We start from the raw sequence: 20,176 nt of genomic DNA, 5'->3' as shown, positions 1-20,176 counted from the left end.
TCCCACGCATTACATCTCACCATCGGCATAGTTGCGCGCGTGCAATCCCTCGCTCGCGCGTAGCCGGTTCGCGAGCATCGCCAGGTAATGCTGTGCCTCAACCGAGAGCCCGGCCGCCGTCTGCACCAGCTTGCGCAACGCGCCGTTGTTCAACTGCTCGACCAGACTCCCGTCCGCGTCAGCCACCGCAGCCGGGAGATAGGTGAAGTAATCGGAATCCAAGAGCCCGCTCCTCAACCGTCTGTGCGCCGGATCAGCGCATCGCATGTAGACAGGACACGGCGTTTCGCGGAACGGCACGCCGGACGACACGTGATCTGCGCCACTGTCTGCACGCTGGCTATCACCCGAGTAGCGAAGTGACCCCGGACACTTTCCTCGATCCGCGCACTCGAACGAATCAGCTCCAACTTAAGTTGGGCTAACAATTCAGGGCCGCGTCCCACTACGCCTTATGCAGTCCGCCGGTCCGGGAGGCTGCGGTGTAGGCGATGGTGCCGTCCGGCCGAAGGTGGATCGTCGATGTCGTGCCGTCGGGGCAGTCGGTGCCTGCGGTTCGCCGGGCGGCGAGGGTCAGCTCGGTTTCATCGACGGTGATGACCCGATCGATGCTGTCGCAGCGACCGCCGGAAGCCTTATCGATGTGCGACGACTGGACGAGTTCCTCGGAGTTCTTGCCGGGCTTGATGATCAGCTCGACGTCGAACGCGCGCTGCCCGTCCTCGGCCACGCCCTGCCAGGTGCCCAGGAAAGCCTGTGGGATGTTCCAGACCGCGGCAACCGGCGTGGTGTCGGCCGAGCGGGTGGTCGTGCTGGTGACCGCACCGCCTGCGCTGTCCACATCGCCGTCATGCGACCGGAGCCCGACCACGACCGCGGCCACGACCACAACGACAGCCACGCCCGCGACCACCACCAGACGCGACCAGAGCGTCCGATTCGGTGGCCGTTCCGATGGCGCCGAATCCTCGTGCGCCGACGAACCCCGGCTCACCCGTCCGAGTGTAATCCGGCGCCCGCCTTCAGGTTTCCGATGGCGACAGTCTCCAAGTTTCGATCTCCGGCTCCAGTATCGAGCCGAATCGACTCGGGCCGAAGGGAAACCGACGAAGCTCGACCGCGCCCGGCGCCGAATAACCCGACCGGTTCGCCCGAATATTCGGAACCAACTTCCGGCTCGCGTCCCCACCGCGCCGGTATGCCGCGGCAGACAACGCCGCGTTGCCCGCACCGGCGGCAGACCGAGTTGCTCGCCGCCGCCGACAACGTCACCGGAATCGGCGACTACCCCGGTACAACGGCGATGCCCGTCGCCGGGATTGGCGCGGCGCTACGGGGTATCCAGCGGGCATGGGCAACCATCCACAGCGGACACCGTTCTACGGCATGCTGATGATGCTCACCGCCATGATCACCGGGCTGTGGGTGGGCGATCTACCATGGCTCGCTTTGCGCGTAGCCGCCTATCTGGCCTTGCTCGTGCTCGCCTTGACCGGATTCCTGATGACGTTCCGCGACTACTCCTGACGAGCCGCCCGTCGTGCGAGCCGAGCGCCGGCGATGCTGCCGTCAGGCGGGGTTCAGGCGAAATCGCGGCGGCCGAGGTCGTACAGTGCGTTCGGCGTCACGCTGATTTCGAAGGGGTGCTCCACCACGAGAACTTCGTCGCTCGTCGCGATGCCACTGGTGACATAGCGACCACGATCGAGGTCGAGTGCCTCGATCCGAGGAACCGGCCGGAAGTCGACGATCCAGTAGTGCGGGATGCCCGCCATCGCATACTCGTCCCGCTTGATCTTGCGGTCGTGCGCCTCGCTGCCGCTCCTCGGCGAAACCACCTCAGCGACAAGAAGCAGATCAGCGGGGTCGATGTAGATCTCGTCCTCAGCGAATCCGATCTCCTCGGCCTTCGCGTCGAGAATGAATACGTCCGGCTTGCGGATGCCCGACGAGAACCCGAATTCATACTCGCCGCCATCGATCAGGACGTCGGCACCGGCACGGCGAGCGGCCTCGATGAACAAGAAGCGCAGCCCACGACTCATCCTGTTGTGCCGAAGCGATGGCGACATCTTCTCGATCAACCATCCGTTCCACAGCTCGAAGCCCTTCCCCTCCTCGGGGCTGTTGCGGAGATCGTTCGAAGTGTATGGACCCATCCCGAAGGAGGAGCTGAAATCGAGCGCAGCACTCACGATGCCCTTCCTTCCCGACGAGGACGCCGACCCTCACAGCGTAGTCCGTCAACACCTGAATGCAGCGGCGGAAAGGACGCGGCTAGTTGAGTCCGGCGTAGGAGTGCAGGCCGCTGATGACCATGTTGATGATGAAAAGGTTGAAAAGCATTGCTACGAAGCCGGCGATGTTGATCCAGGCGGCCTTGGTGTCGCGCCAGCCGGAGGTGGCGCGGGCGTGTAGGTAGGCGGCGTAGAGCACCCAGGCGATGAAGGAGCAGGTTTCCTTGGGGTCCCAGCCCCAGAAGCGGCCCCAGGCGGCTTCGGCCCAGATGGCGCCGAGGATGACGCCGGCGCCGAAGAGGGGGAAGCCGATGATGGTGGCCTTGTAGGCGAGGCGGTCGAGGTTGCGAGCGTCGGGGAGGCGGCGGGCGATGGTGCCGAGGATGTTGTTCGACTCTTGACCTTCGGGCTGGCGGAGGCGGTAGAGGAACAACATGCTGGAGACGCCGGCGAAGAGGAAGACGCCGCTGCCGATGCTGACGATGGTGACGTGGATGGGCAGCCAGTAGGACTTCAGTGCGGGGACCACGGGGGCGGCGTCGGCGTAGAGGATGGTGCCCGCGAGGAACAGCAGGATGACGACCGGGATGAGCAGGAAGACCCACATCGAGCGGTACCGCTGTTCGCGCAGGAACAGCGCGCCCATCAGCACCGCGGCCGCGGTGGCCATGGTGACGAACTCGTACATGTTGCCGAGCGGGAACCGGTGCGTCGCGAAGCCGCGCAGCACGATCGAGCCGATGTGCAGCGCGATGGCCACGACCAGCACCGAGAACGCCATGTTGCCGAGGCGCTCCGACAGCGACTTGGCCGTCGGGCCGACGACGCGACCCGGCACCGCGGGGTCGCTTGGCCCGCCCACGGTCACGAGTTCACGCTCCGCGACCTGACGGCTGCGCGCGGTGGCGTACTGCCAGATCAGCAGCACCAGCACCAGCGCGTAGACCACGATCGCGGTCTTGAACGAGAAATCGCTGTAGCGCGCGATGGTCTCGTTGATCGGCATCTTTACTCTCCCGTGGTCTTCGCGTCGGCCGCCGAGCCTGGTTGCGCGTCCAGCAGGCGCGCGCGCAGTCGGTCGAACTCGCTGCCCCAGCCCGCCTGATCGGTCCGAGCCAGCCCGCCCATTTCTACTACGGTGCGTCGTTTGCCCAAGGTACCGGCTGGCTCCTCGGCGGGGTAGACCCGGACCCAGATACGACGCCGCTTCACCAGCAGCGACACCAGCAGGCCGAGCATCATGGTCACCGCGCTCACCAGCACCCACTGCTGCGCCGGATCGTGCGACACCTGCAGGTTCGCGAATTCCTGTGCGCCGTCGAAGGTCACCTTGGTGCCGTTGGGCAGGCTGGTCGACTCGCCGGGGCGCAGGTTCACCCTGGCCTCCTTGGTCAGTCGACCCTGCTTGACCTGCTCGGGATCCAGCGCGAACAGCGACTGCGGCTTTCCGGTGTCCAGCCCGGTGTCGCCGCGATAGATGTCGACGGCGACGGCCGGATCGTTCATGGTGGGGAACGACGAGGTGAGCAGGCTGCCGTGGAACAGCGCGGTCGGCGCGAACAGGCCCTCGATGGCGATCTGGTTCTTGCGCCGCTCCTCGTCGGTGGCGTACATGCCGCCGGGCGGGTCGATCCGCAGCACGCCGCTGGACAGGAAGGTCCGTGCGTCGTCGGGTCGCCATTGCAGCGACTCGGTGCGGGTCTGCCCGTTCGGGAAGGTGACGGTGAAGGTGGGCGCGAAACCGTGGCCCTGCAGATAGATTCGGTCGCCGGAGACGCGCAGCGGATGGTTCACCTGGATCCGCGTCGAGCGCCAGGTGTTGCTCTGCAGATCGGCGCCTGCCTGGTATTCGATGTTCGAGGTGAACATTTCGGCCTGACCGTTCGCCAGGTAGTCGCCCTTGAAGTCCTTGACCCGCACGCAGATCGGCGCCATGCCGGTGCCGTCGTTGACGTTGCCCGCTTTGAACGAGTCGAAGACGGCGGGCGAGGTGGTGCAGAAGCCGGGGCCGTTGTTCGCGATGACGATGACGTTGCCCTCGTAGCCGAACAGCTTGCCGACCGCGATGGCGACGAGCAGGCAGACCAGCGCGAGGTGGAAGACCAGGTTGCCGAGCTCGCGGGTGTACCCCTTCTCCGCGGCGAGGGTGAGCTCACCGTCGCGGGTGCCGGGCCTGACCTCGGTTCGCCAGCCGCGCAACTCTTTTCGAATCCGCGCGAGCACCTCGTCGGGCGCCTGCTCGGCGCTGCCGGAGTAGTGGTGCGGCAGTCGGGTGAGGTTGCGCGGCGCCCGCACGGGCGGGGTGCGCAACGCGCGGTAGTGGTCGAGGCAGCGCGGCAGGATGCAGCCGACCAGCGAAATGAACAGCAGCACATAGATGGCCGTGAACCAGAAGCTGCTGAACACGTCGAACAGCTCGAAGCGGTCCATCCACGGGCCGAGCGTCGGCCGGTTGGTGATGTACTGATCGACCTTCTGCGCGTTGAGACTTCGCTGCGGCAGCAGCGCGCCGGGGATCGCGCCCAACGCGAGCAGGAACAGCAGCACCAGCGCGGTGCGCATGCTGGTGAGCCCGCGCCAGGTGTTGCGCACGAAGGCCAAGGCCCGCCCGAGCGGGGATTGCCGGGATACGGGTGCCGGTTCAGTTACCGGCTTTTCGGTCACGGTCATATCGGCAAAGTCACCTCGGAAACGAACGCGTCACGCACCCAGCCGACGAACTGGTCCCACACCCCGGTGACCAGCGCGGCACCGACCGCGACGAGCAGCAGGCCGCCGATGATCTGGATGGTGCGCGAGTTGCGGCGCAGCCAGCCGACGCCGCGCAGGGCGCTGGCCGACCCGAACGCGAGGATCACGAACGGCAGGCCGAGCCCAAGGCAGTAGGCGACGATGAGCGCCACCCCGCGCACGGCCGTGGTGCCGTCGGTGCCCGCGGCCACCGCCATCACGCCGGACAGGGTCGGCCCGAGGCACGGCGTCCAGCCGAGCGCGAAGACGCCACCGAGCAGCGGCGCGCCCGCGATGCTGGTGAGTCTGCGCGGTTCCATCCTGGTGTCGCGCTGCAGCGCGGGGATCAGGCCGATGAAGACCAGACCCATCAGGATCGTGACCACGCCGCCGATCCGTTGCAGCAGTTCACGATTCACGTTCAGCGTCTGAATGACGCCGAAAACCGTTGCGGTGGCGAGCACGAACACCACGGTGAACCCCGCGACGAACAGTCCCGCCGCCCCGGCCACCCGCATCTTGCCCGCGCGCGCGGCCTGCCTGGCCGACTCGACGGCAACCGAACTCGGTTGCGCCCCAGCGGCTTGCGCGACCGTGGCGGGCGGTGCCTCGGCACCGACGAGTCCGGCGAGGTACGACAGATAGCCCGGCACCAACGGCACCACGCACGGCGAGGCGAAGGACACCAGCCCGGCGAGCAGGCAGGCACCCAACGCAAGCAGCAACGGTCCGGTCGCGGCGGTCTGCTGGAACGAATCCCCTACGGCGGCGAGCACCATCACTCGGCCACCGCTGTCCCGAGGGGACTCACACGCCCTCCCCCTCCGGCGTCTCCTCGGCCGGTTCGGTGTCGCCGCGCAACACGACGCGCTGTTCGGTGGTCTCCTCCGCCGGGTCGAACAGCACGCCGAAGTCGAGCAGCGAGTCCGCCGCTACGCTGCGCGGGACGGTGGCGATGCCCTTCCATCGGTCGTCCACGGCCCAGGCACCGCCGATTCGGCGGGCGCCCTGCCGGTGGCGACAGGCACGCAGGGTACGGGTACGACGATCGCGATTCACTGTGCTTCCTCCGAGGCGAGTTTTTGAACAATCGGTTGCAGATCGTCGGCCAGCAGGGGGCGCAGGAACACCGCGGCGACGCGGTGCTGACGATCCAAGATCAGGGTGGTGGGAATGACACTTGTCGGGAAATTGCCACCGAGGGCGAGCAGGGTGCGCATGGACGGGTCGTAGATGGACGGATATCCGACCTTGTTGTCTACGACGAAGTCCTGGGCCTTGTCCTGCTGCGGGTCACGGACGTTGATGCCGAGAAAGGCGACGCCGTTGTCTTTCGTTGCCGCGTAAACCTTTTCGAGCGCGGGCGACTCCGCGCGGCAGGGTCCGCACCACTGGCCCCACAGGTTGAGTACCACGACTTTGCCCGGGTAATCCTCGACCGAGGCGGTTTTGCCCGCGGTCATCAGATCGGGTCCGGCCAGCTTGCCGATGGTGCCGCGCGAACTCGGCGGGTCGTAGAAGATGTCGGTTTTGCCGCCGGGCGAGACGAATTCGAAGGTGCCGCCTGCGGCCACCGCGTCCTTATCGGCCGCGCAGCCTGCCAGCGCCGCCACCAGGGCGACGCACGCAAGCAGGGCCGCGACGACCCGCCGTGCCGAGGCGGCAGGCGGTGCGACGGACGCGGTGCGCCAAATCATGCGCCGTGTACCGACGGGTCCGAGCCACCGGCGGGCTCGGAGTACACGATGTCGACGAGCGTGTCGCCGTGGTAGACCAGCGAGGTCAGCGACGCCAGCGAGCACTGCCGCTGCCGGGGGTCGTGCCAGAGCCGCTGGCCCTGCAGGAATCGGCGCAGCGTCCAGACCGGCAGCTGATGCGACACCAGCACCGCCTCACGCCCGACCGCCTCGACCCGCGCCTTGTTGACCGCGGCCAGCATGCGGTGCGCGATCTGCAGGTACGGCTCGCCCCAGGACGGGGTGAACGGGTCGCGCAGCTTCCACCAGTGCCTCGGCTTGCGCAACGCGCCGTCGCCGACGGAGACCCGCAGGCCCTCGAAGGTGTTGCCCGCCTCGATCAGGTTCTCATCGGTCCGCACGATCAGCTGATGCTGTGCCGCGATCGGTTCCGCGGTTTCCTGGGCCCGCTGCAGCGGCGAGGCGATGACCACGGCGATGTCGTGATCGGCCAGCGCCCGCGCGACGGCACCGGCCTGCGAGCGGCCCGTGACCGACAGGCTGAATCCGGGCAGCCTGCCGTAGAGGATCCCGTTCGGGTTGTGCACCTCACCGTGCCGCAGCACGTGCACGATGGTCTCCACCGGCGCGGTGCCGGCGTCATGCACCCGCCGCTCCTTCGGCTTCGACCCGGAATCCGTTGCGGCGCTGACAGTTTCCTCGACCGAGGGGATCTGATCGGCCGGACCCGATGCGGCGGCGGCGAATTGCGCGCCCGCGTCGATGACGGTCGAATCGGCGTCGGCGTCCACGACCGGCCCGGCACCGAGCCCGGCGAGGGCACCGGCCGCCGGTTCGGCGCTCGGCTCCACGGCACCGGACTCCGCGACCGGCGCCGCGCCGAGCCCGGCGACCGACCCCGCCTCGGCGGCGTCGGTACCGCCATCGGCGGCGGAGGCGGCTAGCTCGCGCTTGTCGGTATCGGGTTGATCGTGATCGGAACTCACGCGCGGGATCCTTCGGGAGTGGCGGCCGCGGCCGCGTGTGCGGCGGCGGGCAGGGCGGCGGCGATTCGGTCGAACGCGTCCTCGTCGAGTGCGGCGGAGACGAACCAGGTCTCGAACGCGCTCGGCGGCGCGTAGACGCCACCGTCGAGCAGTGCGTGGAAGAAGGCGGGATAGCGCCAGGTCTGGCTCGCCTTGGCGGCGGCATAGTCGGTGACCGGGCGTTCGGCGAAGAACACGTTCACCATATTGCCTGCGAACTGCACCTGGTGCTCGACGCCTGCGGCACTGAGCGATTCGCCGAACAACGCGCCGAGCCGTTGCGCGTTCCGGTCCAGCGCGGCGTACACCGCGTCGTCGGCCGCACGCAGCGTGGCGAGGCCCCCGGCGACCGCGACCGGGTTACCGGAGAGCGTCCCGGCCTGGTAGACCGGGCCGAGCGGAGCCAGGTGGTTCATGATCTCGGTGCGGCCACCGAACGCGGCGGCGGGCAGGCCGCCGCTCATCACCTTGCCGAAGGTGTAGAGATCACCGGCGACGCCCTCGTGGCCGAACCAGCCCGCACGGCTCACCCGGAACCCGGTCATCACCTCGTCCATGATGAGCAGCGCGCCGTGGTCGGCGGTCAGCTTGCGCAGCCCCGCGTTGAATCCGGGCAGCGGTGCCACCGTGCCCATGTTGCCCGCGGCCGCCTCGGTGATCACGCACGCGATCGCGCCGGGGTGCGCGGCGAACGCGGCGGCGACGGCGTCGATGTCGTTGTAGGGCAGCACGATGGTGTCGGCCGCCTGCGCGCCGGTGACACCGGGCGAGGTGGGTAGCCCGAGGGTGGCCACGCCGGAGCCCGCGTCGGCGAGCAGCGCGTCGACGTGACCGTGGTAGCAGCCGGAAAATTTGATGATCTTGGCGCGACCGGTGTAGCCGCGGGCCAGCCGCACCGCGCTCATGGTGGCCTCGGTGCCGGAGTTCACCAGGCGCACCCGGTCCACCGGGGCGACCCGGTCGATGATGGCCTCGGCCAGTTCGATCTCCGCCTCGGTGGGCGCGCCGAAGGACAGGCCGCCGACGGCGGCTCGCTGGACCGCGTCGACCACGGCGGGATGCGCGTGCCCGAGAATCATCGGGCCCCACGAGCACACCAGGTCGACGTACTCGTTGCCGTCGGCGTCGACGAGGGTGTAGCCGTGCGCGGACGCGATGAAACGCGGTGTGCCGCCGACGGAGTTGAAGGCACGCACCGGAGAGTTGACGCCCCCGGGAATCACCGAGCACGCCCGGTCGAAGAGCTGAGCAGAAACCGGCACCGATGCGCTGGTCACGCGCGGAGAAGAACTCACGACCTCCAGTGTCTCAGCCCTAGGGGAAGTGGTCGACGACAGGGTGTAGTGGGGGTGACCTAGACCGCAACACGCCGGGCCGCTATTTACGCCGTATTTGATCGCCCCGAGATTGCTGGTGCGTAATCTCGGGCGTCACCATTCATCTGCCCCGGAGGATTTCTATGCGGTTTGCCATGGTCAGTGCTGCTGTTTCCACCGCGCTCGTCGGAGCGGCCGTCGTGTTCGGCGCCGGCACCGCCGCCGCGGTGGAGCCGGTCGCGCAGCCCGATCGGATCGGCCTGCAGCTGAGTCATGAGGAGACCAAGTCGATGGCCGACGGACCCATTCCGGCCATAGTCACCATGTTCGTGCCGCTCAATCGGATCGGCGTCGGCCTGAAGGCGGACACCGGGATCTACAAGGACGAGAACGGCGGCGTGCACGCGTCGCTGCGGCAGGCGATCATGGAGGCGGCCAATCATCCCGACGGGACGATCACCCTCTTCGTCAACGCCCCTGGCACCCGCAGCGGCCGCGTGCTCGACATGTATCAGAACTGGAACTGAGCGGCGCTCAGCTGTACATGCACGGCGCCTGAGCCGAAATGGTGTGCAGGAAGCACATGAACGCGTTGTACGGGCCCGCGGAGCCGGAATCCGGCACGAGCACCGGTGCGTCGACCTGGCCCACCGCTGCGTCGACCGAACCCGCGGGCTCGAGCGCGAGTCCGGGATTCGCACCCGCTGGCGCGGCACCGATCCCGATCGTGGCGGTAATCGCCAGTGCGGCACAGACTTTCACAGCAAGCCGGTTCATCAATCCCAATCCTAGGTAGGTACACGAATACGGCCGAAATACTAACGCGGTCCCGCCACTGCGCGGCTGCAAGCCAGATTTCAGTGCGCTGCAGTGCCGTTGGCGGTCGGCAGCATAAGCGCGAGCCCGGTTAGCCCATCCCGGGGAAGTTGCCGCTGTGCATCCGAAATCAGTTGTTGCTCTATGTGATACCGATGCACCACAGGGCGAAGCCGGTGGTCACCAGGCAGGCCAGCGGGGCGGGTAGAACGTGCAGCAAGGGCGAGGGTGGGGTCTCGATGAGTACGGGCACCACCGCGGCCGGTGGGGCCGGGGAAACCTCGGCGGGTGCCGCGACCGCCGGGGCCACCGTTGCCGCGCCGATCATGCCGACGGCCGCGGCTCCGAGAAGCGTCCGCTTGACAGTGACTGTGGGTTTCATGGGGGCGATATTCCCGCGATCGGTGCGCCGAAACGGGTATGACGGCGGTGTTCGGCGGATGGTCAGCCGGGCAGGCGGATAGTCAGCGGCGCTGGCGAGCGCGCACCACACGGGTGCCCGCATCGATGGCGAACAGACCGGCGAGCGCGACCAGGACCGCGGCCAGCAGCAACCAGGGCGCGACATAGCGAGTCGCGACGAATTCCGGGGCCTGGCCGATAGCGGCGAAGGTGGTGGTCTGGATGCCCTGCCGCCAGCTCAGCACCGCCGCAACCAGTCCGAGCACTACCAGGCCGAGTTCGGTGGCGGCCACCGTGATCCAGGTCCTCAACGGTCAACTCCGTTCTCGCTGTGTTTGTCGTCGGTGTCGGGCGCTGGATCGTCGGCGGGTGCGGGTGCTCGGCCGATGGCCGCGGTCAACGCGGTACGCAGTGTTCGATGGTCTTTTGCCCAAGCCTGCACCAGGCTGCCATCGGCCAGGCGCAGGCCGATGCCGGTGCGCCGGCGTGGCACGCCGCTCAATTCGCCTAGCGCCCGCGCTTCTTCCCAGTCCTCGTCGTCCCAGGAATCTTCGTCGCGTTCGGGCAGCACGGCTTCGATCGAACTGAGCGGCAGCGTCTCGGTGCCGTCGCGCAGGGCGCTCTCGCTGAGTTCGACGCTGACGTGGCGCTGCCCCGCGATCACCTGCAGCACAACGAACATCGCGATCAGCGAGCCGCAGAAGACGAGGGCGAACCAGTGCACGGAACTACCGGTCGCCAATTCGATCACCAGAATGATCACGCACAGGATGGGCCCGTAGGCCACGGTGCGCCAGCGCGCACCTGGTTCGGCGAAGAGTACGCCGGAGTCGGCACGCCCCTCGGTCACGCGACCGCACCGTGAATCGACAAGGCGGAGGGCAGAATCAGCGAGTGAGACCGGGCCACAGCAGGACGACGATGGTCAAGACACCGAACAAAACCAAGAGGCTCAGCACGGCCAATTCGCGCCGAATGCTCTGCGGCTGTTGGATCACCACTCGCATTGCTGCCTCCGATTCCCCGGAGCCATCTGACTGATTCCCTCACGCAACGCAAGACAACGTCTGACAAACAACTACCGGTTCCCATGTCCACTGTGACAACCCTCACGATACATGCCGACGGTGCCCCGACAAACTTGGGCACCAACCGTTCACCGCCGGCTCATCTGGAAATAAGCGGTGGATTCCGGGCGGTGCGACAAATAGATCGATCCGCCCGCCAGCACCGCCTGCACGATCGCGGCGCCGCCCGCCACCAGCGAGGCCGCGCCGGCCACCGAGCCGAACGCGAACAACGCGCCGACGCCGATCACCACCAGCCACGCGCCGACGATGGTCAACATGGTGCGCGCCCAGAGCTTGCCGCGCGCGAACTGGTGCACGATCAGCAGCGCGAGCACCGCGACGCCGAGCCCGATGAACACCACCACGACGTAGACCAGCGCGACCATCAGCTCGGCGCTGGCCAGGCTGACCTGCGGGTCCTTCTCCCTGGCCTGGTCGAACACCTGCTTGGCGAAGGTGTGCCGCTGCGACAGCGCGGCCACCACCGACGCGACCAGCTGGACGACGCCGAATCCGATCACGCCCCACCACAATTGACGCGCGGTACCAACATCCACCGGCATCGGATTCGGTAGCGGCGCCTGCGGTGGCATGGCGCCGATCGGTCCCGGCGGGTTCGTCACGATAACCAGTGAGCGGCCTCGGTCGCCCAGTAGGTGAGCACGATGTCCGCCCCCGCCCGCCGGATGCCCATCAGCGACTCGAGGACGGCGCCGCGGCGGTCGATCCAGCCGCGCTCGGCGGCGGCGGTGATCATCGCGTACTCGCCGGAGATCTGGTAGGCCGCGACCGGGACCGTCGAGCGGTCGGCGACGTCGCGCAGGATGTCCAGGTAGGGCATGGCCGGCTTGACCATGACGATGTCCGCGCCCTCGGCCAGGTCCAACTCGAGTTCGCGGATCGCCTCGCGGCGGTTCGCCGAATCCTGCTGGTAGCCGCGCCGGTCGCCCTCCAGCGACGAGGCGACGGCCTCACGGAACGGGCCGTAGAACACCGAGGCGTACTTGACCGCGTAGGCGAGGATGCCGGTGTCGGTGCGGCCGACCGCGTCCAGGCCGCGCCGGATCGCGCCGACCTGGCCGTCCATCATGCCGCTGGTGCCGAGCAGGTCGGCGCCCGAGGCGGCCTGGGCCAGCGCCATCTCGACGTAGTGGTGCAGCGTGGCGTCGTTGTCGACAGAACCGTCGGCGGCGAGCACGCCGCAGTGCCCGTGGTCGGTGAACTCGTCGAGACAGGTGTCGGCCATGATCACCGTCGACCCGCCGACCTCGTCGGCCAGCGCCCGCAGGCCGCGGTTCAGGATGCCGTCCGGGTCGCTGGCCTGGCTGCCGGTGGCGTCCTTGTCCTCGTGGCGCGGCACGCCGAACAGCATCAGGCCGCCGACGCCCGCGGTCACCGCCTCGACGGCCGCCTTGCGTAGCGAGTCCATCGAATGCTGGTATACGCCGGGCATCGAGCCGATCTCGCGCGGCTCGTCCAGGCCGTCGGCCACGAACATCGGCAGCACCAATTGCCGTGGCTCTAGGGTGGTTTCGGCTACGAGACGACGCAGCGCGGGGGTACGGCGCAACCGCCGTGGGCGGTCCAATCCGGTCATAACCGCACGATACGCCCGGCGACGGGAGCTGTCGCGAGCACCCGTCGGCTCGCGCGGAGGGTGCTTGGGCACCGACGCGGCGGAGCTGGACGTTTCGCCATGACAGTAGCCCGACACGGCGGGACCGCATGCACAAAACGACCGCGCGGTCCCTGGATCGACAGTAACGGTGTGTGAAATCACACCTGTCGCACAGGCGGATGGCGCATACTCCGACAGGAGGGCGAGACCCCCTGGGGGACAGCATGACCGAACCGCACACCGAAATCTCGCTGGCCCGAGCCGCCGACTTCGAGTCATGGGTCGCGGTATTACTTTCGGACTGGTGGCCGGTGCTCACCGGTGGTTTGACCGCACCGGAGACGACGCTGCGCGCGTGGCGCGCCGCCGACAGCAGCGGGCAGATCTTTCGCGTCGAGTTCATCGCACGCCAGCTGGCCGAGCCCGAGCTGATGACGGTGGCCCGGCGCGGCTTCGATGACCTCGGCATGGACCCGGACGCGCGGGAGATGACGCAGAGCCTGGGCAGGCACCTGGTCGGCCACACCGAGGACGCCACCGTGCAGCTGCGGTTCTCCGACACCGCGCACACCATCTTCCTGCGCCTGCAGAGCAGGCCGTGCCAGGTCGCGGTGGCCGCGGGACGGCAACTGAGCGCGCTGCCGGACGCGACGCTGCCGTTCCCGAATACCACGACCGGGCCGATGGATATCCGGGTCGCCCGCAACAGCGCCAGGCATCTGCTGCATCAGCACAGCGCGCGGTTCGCGATTCCGGCCGATCCGTTCCAGCTCGGCCCGCAGGGGCACGTCTCCGATGTCGGCTGGGCGTTCGTCTTTCCGTGGTCGACCACGTCCTGGTACACCGACGGCACCTCGCCCGTGCTCACCCCGGGCATCAAGGGGCCGATCGTGGTCGTGAAGGACACTGGAGACACCTGGTTGCTCGACAGCCTGAGCAGCTACGAATCGCAACTCGCCGAGTACGCCGACGCCAACGGCTACCGGCACGGCACGCCCGACCCGGCTTGAAAGGTCCGTGATGACAGATCCTGCTGCTTCGGGTGCCCGTCGGCTGTCCGACGGGCGACTGCTGATTCCCTGGCAGGGCAAGCAGCCGGACGGGACCATCGCCAACGGAATGGTCGAGATCGGGCCCGACGACGACCGGTTCGCCGAGTGGAGCGCGTCCATTGCCAGCCGCGAGCGCGGCGAGCTGCCCGATGACGACCATCCGGTGGATCCGTTCGGCCTGCAGCTGTTCCGCGACCCGCGGCCCGATCCCACGCCGACGGCGCACGAGCGCAGGCGCGCCGCGCTGCGGGCGATCGCCGAGCGCGGCGACATCGGCGCGATGGAGCAGCTCGCGCATCTGCTGCGCGACGCGCATGAACTGACCGAAGCCGAGCACTGGTTCCGCAGGGCCGCCGAGCGTGGCAGCGCGATCGCGATGGCCGATCTCGGCCTGCTGCTCGGCACGCACGGGCGGATTGCCGAGGCGGTCCGCTGGCTGGAGTCCGCGATCGCCGCTGGCTGCGCAGGCGCGGACGTGCAACTCGGGTTGCTGCAGCTGGAGCGCGGCAATATCGATGAGGCCGAGCGATGGTTGCGGCCCGCGGCCGCGGCGGGATCGCCGGAAGCGTTGTGCAACATGGGCGTTGTCGCCAATCGGCGCGGCAGCAATGACGAGGCCGAGGAGTGGTACGAGCGCGCGGCCGGTGCCGGAAATCCTACGGCCATGCGAACTTTGGGGCTTTACGTGGCCCGGCGCGGCGATATCGACCGGGCCGTCGAACTGCTCACCGAGGCGGTCCGGCGCGGCCGCACCGACGCGATGGCGATCCTCGGCTCGCTGCATCTCGATCACGGCGATACCGCGGCGGGCGAGCACTGGTTGCGGCGCGGGGCCGAGGCGGGCGATCCGGACTCGATGTTCCACCTGGCCTTGTTCCTGCGTGAACAAGATGTCCATCCCGTTACCGGCGATGTGTCCGAGCCCGGCGTGCTGCGCGCGGCCGCGGCGATCGCCACCGGCCGGACACCGGCCCAGTTGGAAGCCAGGCACCTGCTGGAACGCGCCGCCGCACTCGGCCATCCACAGTCGCTGAAGCTGCTGCACGACATCTGAGGCCGGGCCGCCCGCGGTTCCGACGCCGATTTCGGCCGACCGCCGAGCTTCGTCAAACCCCTTGCGGCCAGCGGTTTTTGTCGGTGCCGTGCGATATAATCGAAACAGTGTTCGAGGGGATTCGCCGAATCCCCGATCGCAACGGGAGGGAAGCCTGTGCCCGCGACGAAGACCGTTCTCATCGATCGTCCCTACACCCCGCTGGAGAAGCAGCGGCTACCCGCGGGGCGCCCGCGGTCGTGGTATGTCCGCCACAATCGAAAACTCAAGGCGATGCGCCTGACCATCGCATTGCTGGATTCGGGCGTCTACAACCCGAGCTCCGCCAACAACAAGTGCATCCGGCACACCGCCGAGGTCATCGGCATTCATCCGCCGTCCGACCTCACCTGCACCATGGTGCGCACGCTGCTGCGTAAGCGGTACTGAGGCCACCGATAAAGGCAGGGCCGACGGCGTCCGCCAGGCGGATGCCGTCGGCCCTGGCCGTAATGTGCGCTAAGGGGTGCAGATGCTGCCGGTTCCGCCGGACATCGTCTTGAGCAGACAAGCAAACCCGCGCGCGATGGCGGGCAAACCCTGCACCGAACCGGTCGAGCTGCCCGTCGACCCATCGATGTAGGCGGGCGCGGCGGCCGCCGGAGCCGCCGCGAAAGCCGTAGCGCCGCCGGACAATACGATAACCGCGGTGGCGAATGTTGCCGCGCCGACGTGCACTATCGATCGTTTCATCAAAACCAACTCTCTCTTGTGATCGCGCTAACACGCCAGGCCAAACTAGCCCTGACCACAAGAGGAGAGATGCCCATAGTTCTAGGGGCATAGCCATCGACGTGGCATGAAATCCGTTGCCGCACAACCGATACCGATGCCATCGCGACACTGTGAACGAAATGCACACTGCCCGTACCGAACTCGGTACGGGCAGTGGGTCTACAGCAAATCAGCGGCTGCGGCGACTCTTCTTCCGCGGCGGCGGCAACAGGCCCTCGGCACGCAGCCGGGCGGCATGCTCGGCGAGCGCCTCGACCAACGGGCCGACCTGAGCGACCTCGGGCTGCACATCGACGCGCAGACCGAATTCGATGGCCGTCTCGGCGGTCTTCGGGCCGATGCACGCGACGATGGTGCGCGCGTGCGGCTTGCCCGCGATGCCGACCAGGTTGCGCACCGTGGAGGACGAGGTGAACAGCACCGCGTCGAAACCGCCGGTCTTGATCATCTCGCGGGTCTCCGCGGGCGGCGGCGAGGCGCGCACCGTGCGGTAGGCGGTCACATCGTCGATTTCCCAGCCGCGATCGCGCAGGCCCTCGGCCAGGGTCTCGGTGGCAATGTCGGCGCGCGGCAACAGGACTCGGTTCACCGGATCGAAAACATCGTCGTAGGGCGGGAAGTCGGCGAGCAGGCCCTCGGAGGACTGTTCACCGCTCGGCACCAGCTCGGGGTTGATGCCGAACGAGCGGACCCGGTCCGCCGTGGCCTCACCGACGCAGGCGATCTTCACGCCGGAGAAAGCCCGCGCGTCCAAACCGAACTCGGCGAACTTCTCCCACACCGCGCGCACCGCGTTGGTTGAGGTGAACACCACCCACTGGTAGCGGCCATCGACCAGACCCTTGACCGCACGCTCCATCTGGGCGGGGCTGCGCGGCGGCTCGACCGCGATGGTCGGCACCTCCATCGGAATGGCGCCGTGCGTGACCAGCCGCTCGCTCATCTCGCCCGCCTGGTCCTTGGTGCGCGGCACCAGCACGGTCCAGCCGTACAGCGCGCGCGACTCCCACCAGGACATCTTCGAGCGCGACGCGACCACCTTGCCGATGGTCACCACCAGCGGGCCGACCAGTTCGGAGGCGGCGCTGTTCAGCGTGGCCAGGGTGGCCTCGATGGTGCGCTGCTGGCGCGTGGTGCCGCGCACGGTCACCGCGACCGGGGTCTGCGGCGCCATGCCGTGTTCCACCAGGGCGCTGGCGGTTTCGGCCAGGTGGCCCGAGGTCGCGTGCAACACCAGCGGTCCGGGGGCCGCGGCCAGCGCGGCCCAGTCGACCTCGCCGCGCACGTCGGCCTCGGTGTGCCCGGAGCCGAGCGCGATACCCGCGTAGCTCGGCACGGCCGAACCGTTGGGCAGGCCGGGCAGCACCTCGAACACCATGTGCGAGCGGGTGACCGCGTTGACCTCGGCGATCACCGAGTCGGTGGTCAGCGGGTCACCGGCGACGACCCGGACCACGTCGTGGCCGTTGCGGGCCTCGGCGATCAGCGTCTTGGCCACCTCGGCGGGCTCGCCGAGCGCGGGCCGCACGTCCACCGGACGCTCGCCGTCCTCGGCAGGCTCGACCGCGGTCCCGATCAGGGCGAGCACACCCTTGTCGACATCGGGATCGGTGAACGCGAGCGTCGCGCGGCCGATCACCTCACGGGCGCGCACGGTGAGCAACGCCGGGTCGCCGGGCCCTGACCCGACGAAAAGGATCCGACCTGGCTGCTTCTTGGTAGCTCGACCACTCATGCCTGCACCTCGCTCACGCTCGGCTCCGTCATGCGCGGTGCGCACTGTGTCATGAATCGCTCACTGCGCTCGCTCATTGGCTGTTCTCCATTGGGCTGGGTTGGGTGAAGTCGGTGGCGGGCGCATTCACCGCCTGGGTATTCGAACCGGAATCCGGTTCGGGGGCGCTGAGCCCTGGTTCGGCGACGCTGAGTAGTTCGCGCGCGCCCATGTCGAGGAGTTCGCGGGCCAACGTCCGGCCGAGCTCGTCCGCGTTCGCCGGCGCACCGACTATCGAGGCACGGACCACATCGGAACCGTCGACGGCCGCCGCGCAACCGCGCAGCGAGAGCTCGTCGAAGATCCGGCCGTCTTCGTCGATGGACTCGACGACCTCCGCGAGCGCGCCGATCGGCGCGGTGCAGCCCGCCTCTAGCTCGGCGAGCAACGCCCGCTCGGCAACGATCGACGCGCGGGTCGCGGCATCATCCAGTGCGGTGAGCGCCTCGATGAGTTCGGTGTCGGTACTGCGGCATTCGACGGCCAGCGCACCCTGACCCGGCGCGGGCAGCATCTGCACCGGCTCCAACGCCTCGGTCACCGCGTCGAGTCTGCCGATTCTGGCCAGGCCCGCTCTGGCGACCACGACCGCGTCGAGGTCGCCCTCGCTGACCTTGCGCAGGCGGGTGTCCAGGTTGCCGCGCAACGCGACGATGTCCAAGCCGAGACCGAGCGCCCGCAGCTGCGAGGCCCGGCGCGGCGCGGAGGTGCCGACCTTGGCGCCGGCGGGCAACTCACCGAGCACCAGCCCGTCGCGGGCGACGAGCGCGTCGCGCGGATCCTCCCGGGGCGGGATGGCGGCGATGGTGAAGCGCGGGTCCTGCGCGGTCGGCAGATCCTTATAGGAGTGCACCGCGATGTCGATGTTTCCGGCGGCCAGCTCGTCGCGCAGCGCGGAGGTGAACACGCCGACCCCGATCTGCTGCACCGGCTCGGACGAGAGATCGCCGAGCGTCTTGACGACGACCAGCTCGGCCTCGTGTCCCGCGGCGACCAGCGCGTCGCGGATGGTGCCCGACTGGGTGAGCGCCAGCAGGCTGCCGCGCGTGCCGATCCGCCACGGCGTGCGCATGCTGGCTGCCGTCACGTTGTCCTCTTCCTGCACGAGTGTCATGCCCGCACCTCACGGATGCGGGACGCGGCCATACCGATCCTGTCCGCCGTCATGCCGGCGACCCCGGTTCGTCGCCGCGATGGCTCGCGGTGAAGTCGTCGGCGAGGGCGATGTCGGCGTCGGTGCGCGACATGCCCGCGCGATCGCCGATCGCGGAGATCTCCATCGGCGCGGCAACCGCCTGCGCCGCACCCGGTTTCAGCTCGAACAGCTCGCGCAGCGCCTCGGCGTAGCTGTCGCCGCCCGGCGTGGAGGCGAGCTGCTTGACCCGCACCGTCGGCGCGTGCAGCAGCTTGTCGACCACCCGGCGCACCGTGCGGGCCACCTCGTCACGCTCCGGATCGGCCAGGCTCGGCAGCCGCGAATCCAGCCGCAGCAGTTCGGCTTCGACCACCTCGGCGGCGCGCTGGCGCAGCGCGGCGACGGTCGGCGTGACCTCGGCCATCCGCTGGCCGGTCAGGTATTTGGCGAGCTCGTCGGCCACGATCGCGCGGGCGGCGGCGGTGTCGTCGGCGGCCGCGCCCGCTGCCGGGTCGCGCTGCAATGTCTCGATGTCGATCACGGTCACGCCGGGCAGCCCGGCGACCGCGTGCTCGACGTCGCGGGGCAGGCCGAGGTCGCAGAACACCAACGGCCGTTCCGTGGTGGCGAATTCGGTGCCGCGCTCACGCTCGGTCAGTGCCCGGTGGGTGTCGGCCAGCGTCACCACGTTGCCGACCGCGCCGGTACACGTGACGACCACGTCGGCGACGGCCATCGCCTCGGTGAGCCGGGACAGTTCCATCGCCTCGGCGGCGACCCCGTAGGTGCCCGCCGTCTCGGCCAGCCGCGCGGCCCGCCCGATGGTGCGGTTCACCACCACGATCCGGCCGATGCCTGCCCGCGAAAGATGCGCCACCGCAAGGCTGCCCATCGCACCGGCCCCGACCACCACGGCGGTCCGGCCGGCGAGCGAGCCGACCACCTGTTGCGCCCGATCCAGCGCGACCGACACGACCGATGCTCCGGCCCGGTCGATTCCGGTCTCCGAGTGCACCCGCTTGCCGACCCGCAGCGCGTGCTGGGCCAGCTCGTGCAGGGTGCGCCCGACCGCCTGCTGGGCGTCGGCGGAGGCGTAGGCGCCGCGGATCTGGCTGAGCACCTGCTGCTCGCCGATCACCATCGAGTCCAGCCCGCTGGCCACCGCGAACAAGTGCTCGGCGGCGGCCTCGCTGTAGCGGACGTAGGCGTGCTTGGTCAGGTCGGGCAGCGGCAGCCCGGAATGCTTGGTGAGCAGGTCGCCGACCTCGGCGAGGCCGCCGTGGAAGGCGTCTACTACGGCGTAGACCTCGACCCGGTTACAGGTGGAGACGATCATCGCCTCAGAGACGTGGCTCGAGGTCAGCATGCGGTCGATCAGCTTGGGACGGTCGGTGTCGGTGATGGCCACCTTCTCCAGTACCGAAACGGGCGCACTCCGGTGCGAAATCCCGACCAGAAGAACACTCATGCCCGCGC

25 protein-coding genes are annotated in these 20,176 nt (G+C 68.6%); 5 read left to right on the top strand and 20 right to left on the bottom strand.

Annotated features, from left to right (window positions below):
• Window positions 1-9 precede the first annotated feature (9 nt).
• Both ACIA8C_RS30840 and ACIA8C_RS30835 read right to left on the bottom strand, forming a co-directional pair.
• Window positions 10-222 (bottom strand): hypothetical protein, encoded by a 213-nt coding sequence (locus tag ACIA8C_RS30840; RefSeq protein ID WP_397140758.1) that lies wholly within the window; start codon window positions 220-222, stop codon window positions 10-12.
• Between the two features lie 223 nt (window positions 223-445).
• On the bottom strand, window positions 446-994 hold the full coding sequence (locus tag ACIA8C_RS30835) for a hypothetical protein (RefSeq protein WP_397140756.1): 549 nt from the start codon (window positions 992-994) through the stop codon (window positions 446-448).
• Between the two features lie 356 nt (window positions 995-1,350).
• On the opposite strand from ACIA8C_RS30835, the gene ACIA8C_RS30830 reads away from it, so the two are divergent.
• Window positions 1,351-1,527 (top strand): hypothetical protein, encoded by a 177-nt coding sequence (locus ACIA8C_RS30830; RefSeq protein WP_397140754.1) that lies wholly within the window; start codon window positions 1,351-1,353, stop codon window positions 1,525-1,527.
• Window positions 1,528-1,580: 53 nt separating this feature from the next.
• Here the strand turns inward: ACIA8C_RS30830 and ACIA8C_RS30825 are convergent, their stop codons facing one another.
• The 8 genes from ACIA8C_RS30825 to hemL all read right to left on the bottom strand — a co-directional run bounded on the left by ACIA8C_RS30825 (window position 1,581) and on the right by hemL (window position 8,984).
• Complete coding sequence (locus ACIA8C_RS30825) at window positions 1,581-2,195, bottom strand: Uma2 family endonuclease (RefSeq protein WP_397140752.1); 615 nt, start codon at window positions 2,193-2,195, stop codon at window positions 1,581-1,583.
• 82 nt (window positions 2,196-2,277) lie between these two features.
• The gene (gene ccsB / locus ACIA8C_RS30820) at window positions 2,278-3,243 is read right to left on the bottom strand and encodes a c-type cytochrome biogenesis protein CcsB (protein ID WP_397140750.1); all 966 of its coding nucleotides are present in this window, start codon (window positions 3,241-3,243) and stop codon (window positions 2,278-2,280) included.
• Window positions 3,244-3,245: 2 nt separating this feature from the next.
• A complete protein-coding gene (locus ACIA8C_RS30815) occupies window positions 3,246-4,907 on the bottom strand; it encodes a cytochrome c biogenesis protein ResB (RefSeq protein ID WP_397140748.1) in 1,662 nt (553 codons plus the stop codon).
• Window positions 4,904-5,746: a cytochrome c biogenesis CcdA family protein gene (locus ACIA8C_RS30810; protein WP_397140880.1), complete on the bottom strand. Its 843-nt coding sequence runs from the start codon at window positions 5,744-5,746 to the stop codon at window positions 4,904-4,906. Before ACIA8C_RS30810 ends, ACIA8C_RS30815 begins: the two co-directional genes overlap by 4 nt.
• 28 nt (window positions 5,747-5,774) lie before the next feature.
• Window positions 5,775-6,026, bottom strand: a complete 252-nt coding sequence (locus ACIA8C_RS30805) for a hypothetical protein (protein WP_397140746.1) — start codon at window positions 6,024-6,026, stop codon at window positions 5,775-5,777.
• On the bottom strand, window positions 6,023-6,664 hold the full coding sequence (locus ACIA8C_RS30800; protein WP_397140744.1) for a TlpA disulfide reductase family protein: 642 nt from the start codon (window positions 6,662-6,664) through the stop codon (window positions 6,023-6,025). Before ACIA8C_RS30800 ends, ACIA8C_RS30805 begins: the two co-directional genes overlap by 4 nt.
• Entirely contained in the window at window positions 6,661-7,311 is a 651-nt protein-coding gene (locus ACIA8C_RS30795; RefSeq protein WP_397140878.1) for a histidine phosphatase family protein, read from the bottom strand. Before ACIA8C_RS30795 ends, ACIA8C_RS30800 begins: the two co-directional genes overlap by 4 nt.
• Before the next feature lie 335 nt (window positions 7,312-7,646).
• Window positions 7,647-8,984 carry a glutamate-1-semialdehyde 2,1-aminomutase gene (hemL, locus tag ACIA8C_RS30790; protein WP_397140742.1) on the bottom strand — a complete coding sequence of 446 codons (1,338 nt, stop codon included), beginning with the start codon at window positions 8,982-8,984 and terminating at the stop codon, window positions 7,647-7,649.
• Between the two features lie 164 nt (window positions 8,985-9,148).
• On the opposite strand from hemL, the gene ACIA8C_RS30785 reads away from it, so the two are divergent.
• Window positions 9,149-9,532 (top strand): hypothetical protein, encoded by a 384-nt coding sequence (locus ACIA8C_RS30785; protein WP_397140740.1) that lies wholly within the window; start codon window positions 9,149-9,151, stop codon window positions 9,530-9,532.
• A gap of 7 nt (window positions 9,533-9,539) precedes the next feature.
• On the opposite strand, the gene ACIA8C_RS30780 is transcribed toward ACIA8C_RS30785, so the two are convergent.
• The 6 genes from ACIA8C_RS30780 to hemB form a co-directional block, all read right to left on the bottom strand.
• The gene (locus ACIA8C_RS30780) at window positions 9,540-9,782 is read right to left on the bottom strand and encodes a hypothetical protein (protein WP_397140738.1); all 243 of its coding nucleotides are present in this window, start codon (window positions 9,780-9,782) and stop codon (window positions 9,540-9,542) included.
• A 181-nt stretch (window positions 9,783-9,963) separates the two neighbouring features.
• Window positions 9,964-10,203, bottom strand: coding sequence for a hypothetical protein (locus ACIA8C_RS30775; RefSeq protein WP_396991321.1), 240 nt, complete (start codon window positions 10,201-10,203; stop codon window positions 9,964-9,966).
• An 82-nt stretch (window positions 10,204-10,285) separates the two neighbouring features.
• The gene (locus ACIA8C_RS30770; RefSeq protein WP_397140736.1) at window positions 10,286-10,534 is read right to left on the bottom strand and encodes a hypothetical protein; all 249 of its coding nucleotides are present in this window, start codon (window positions 10,532-10,534) and stop codon (window positions 10,286-10,288) included.
• A complete protein-coding gene (locus ACIA8C_RS30765) occupies window positions 10,531-11,073 on the bottom strand; it encodes a hypothetical protein (protein ID WP_397140735.1) in 543 nt (180 codons plus the stop codon). Before ACIA8C_RS30765 ends, ACIA8C_RS30770 begins: the two co-directional genes overlap by 4 nt.
• Window positions 11,074-11,379: 306 nt before the next feature.
• Window positions 11,380-11,916, bottom strand: a complete 537-nt coding sequence (locus ACIA8C_RS30760) for a hypothetical protein (protein ID WP_397140733.1) — start codon at window positions 11,914-11,916, stop codon at window positions 11,380-11,382.
• Window positions 11,913-12,890: a porphobilinogen synthase gene (gene hemB, locus ACIA8C_RS30755; RefSeq protein ID WP_397140731.1), complete on the bottom strand. Its 978-nt coding sequence runs from the start codon at window positions 12,888-12,890 to the stop codon at window positions 11,913-11,915. Before hemB ends, ACIA8C_RS30760 begins: the two co-directional genes overlap by 4 nt.
• Window positions 12,891-13,135: 245 nt before the next feature.
• Between hemB and ACIA8C_RS30750 the strand changes: the two genes are divergently transcribed.
• From ACIA8C_RS30750 to ACIA8C_RS30740, 3 genes are all read left to right on the top strand, one after another.
• Entirely contained in the window at window positions 13,136-13,921 is a 786-nt protein-coding gene (locus tag ACIA8C_RS30750; protein WP_397140729.1) for a hypothetical protein, read from the top strand.
• A gap of 10 nt (window positions 13,922-13,931) precedes the next feature.
• Window positions 13,932-15,017, top strand: a complete 1,086-nt coding sequence (locus tag ACIA8C_RS30745; RefSeq protein ID WP_397140727.1) for a tetratricopeptide repeat protein — start codon at window positions 13,932-13,934, stop codon at window positions 15,015-15,017.
• Window positions 15,018-15,173: 156 nt separating this feature from the next.
• Window positions 15,174-15,446: a hypothetical protein gene (locus tag ACIA8C_RS30740; RefSeq protein ID WP_379291171.1), complete on the top strand. Its 273-nt coding sequence runs from the start codon at window positions 15,174-15,176 to the stop codon at window positions 15,444-15,446.
• Between the two features lie 69 nt (window positions 15,447-15,515).
• Here the strand turns inward: ACIA8C_RS30740 and ACIA8C_RS30735 are convergent, their stop codons facing one another.
• The 4 genes from ACIA8C_RS30735 to ACIA8C_RS30720 form a co-directional block, all read right to left on the bottom strand.
• Window positions 15,516-15,749 carry a hypothetical protein gene (locus ACIA8C_RS30735; RefSeq protein ID WP_397140725.1) on the bottom strand — a complete coding sequence of 78 codons (234 nt, stop codon included), beginning with the start codon at window positions 15,747-15,749 and terminating at the stop codon, window positions 15,516-15,518.
• 211 nt (window positions 15,750-15,960) lie between these two features.
• Window positions 15,961-17,526 carry a uroporphyrinogen-III synthase gene (locus tag ACIA8C_RS30730; RefSeq protein ID WP_379291175.1) on the bottom strand — a complete coding sequence of 522 codons (1,566 nt, stop codon included), beginning with the start codon at window positions 17,524-17,526 and terminating at the stop codon, window positions 15,961-15,963.
• 73 nt (window positions 17,527-17,599) lie between these two features.
• The gene (gene hemC / locus ACIA8C_RS30725; protein WP_397140723.1) at window positions 17,600-18,679 is read right to left on the bottom strand and encodes a hydroxymethylbilane synthase; all 1,080 of its coding nucleotides are present in this window, start codon (window positions 18,677-18,679) and stop codon (window positions 17,600-17,602) included.
• Window positions 18,680-18,728: 49 nt separating this feature from the next.
• The gene (locus tag ACIA8C_RS30720; protein ID WP_397140721.1) at window positions 18,729-20,168 is read right to left on the bottom strand and encodes a glutamyl-tRNA reductase; all 1,440 of its coding nucleotides are present in this window, start codon (window positions 20,166-20,168) and stop codon (window positions 18,729-18,731) included.
• Window positions 20,169-20,176 lie beyond the last annotated feature (8 nt).

Origin of the sequence: Nocardia sp. NPDC051321 (assembly GCF_044455225.1) — a bacterium.
GTDB lineage: Bacteria > Actinomycetota > Actinomycetes > Mycobacteriales > Mycobacteriaceae > Nocardia.
This window is presented reverse-complemented; position numbering and strand designations above follow the sequence as displayed.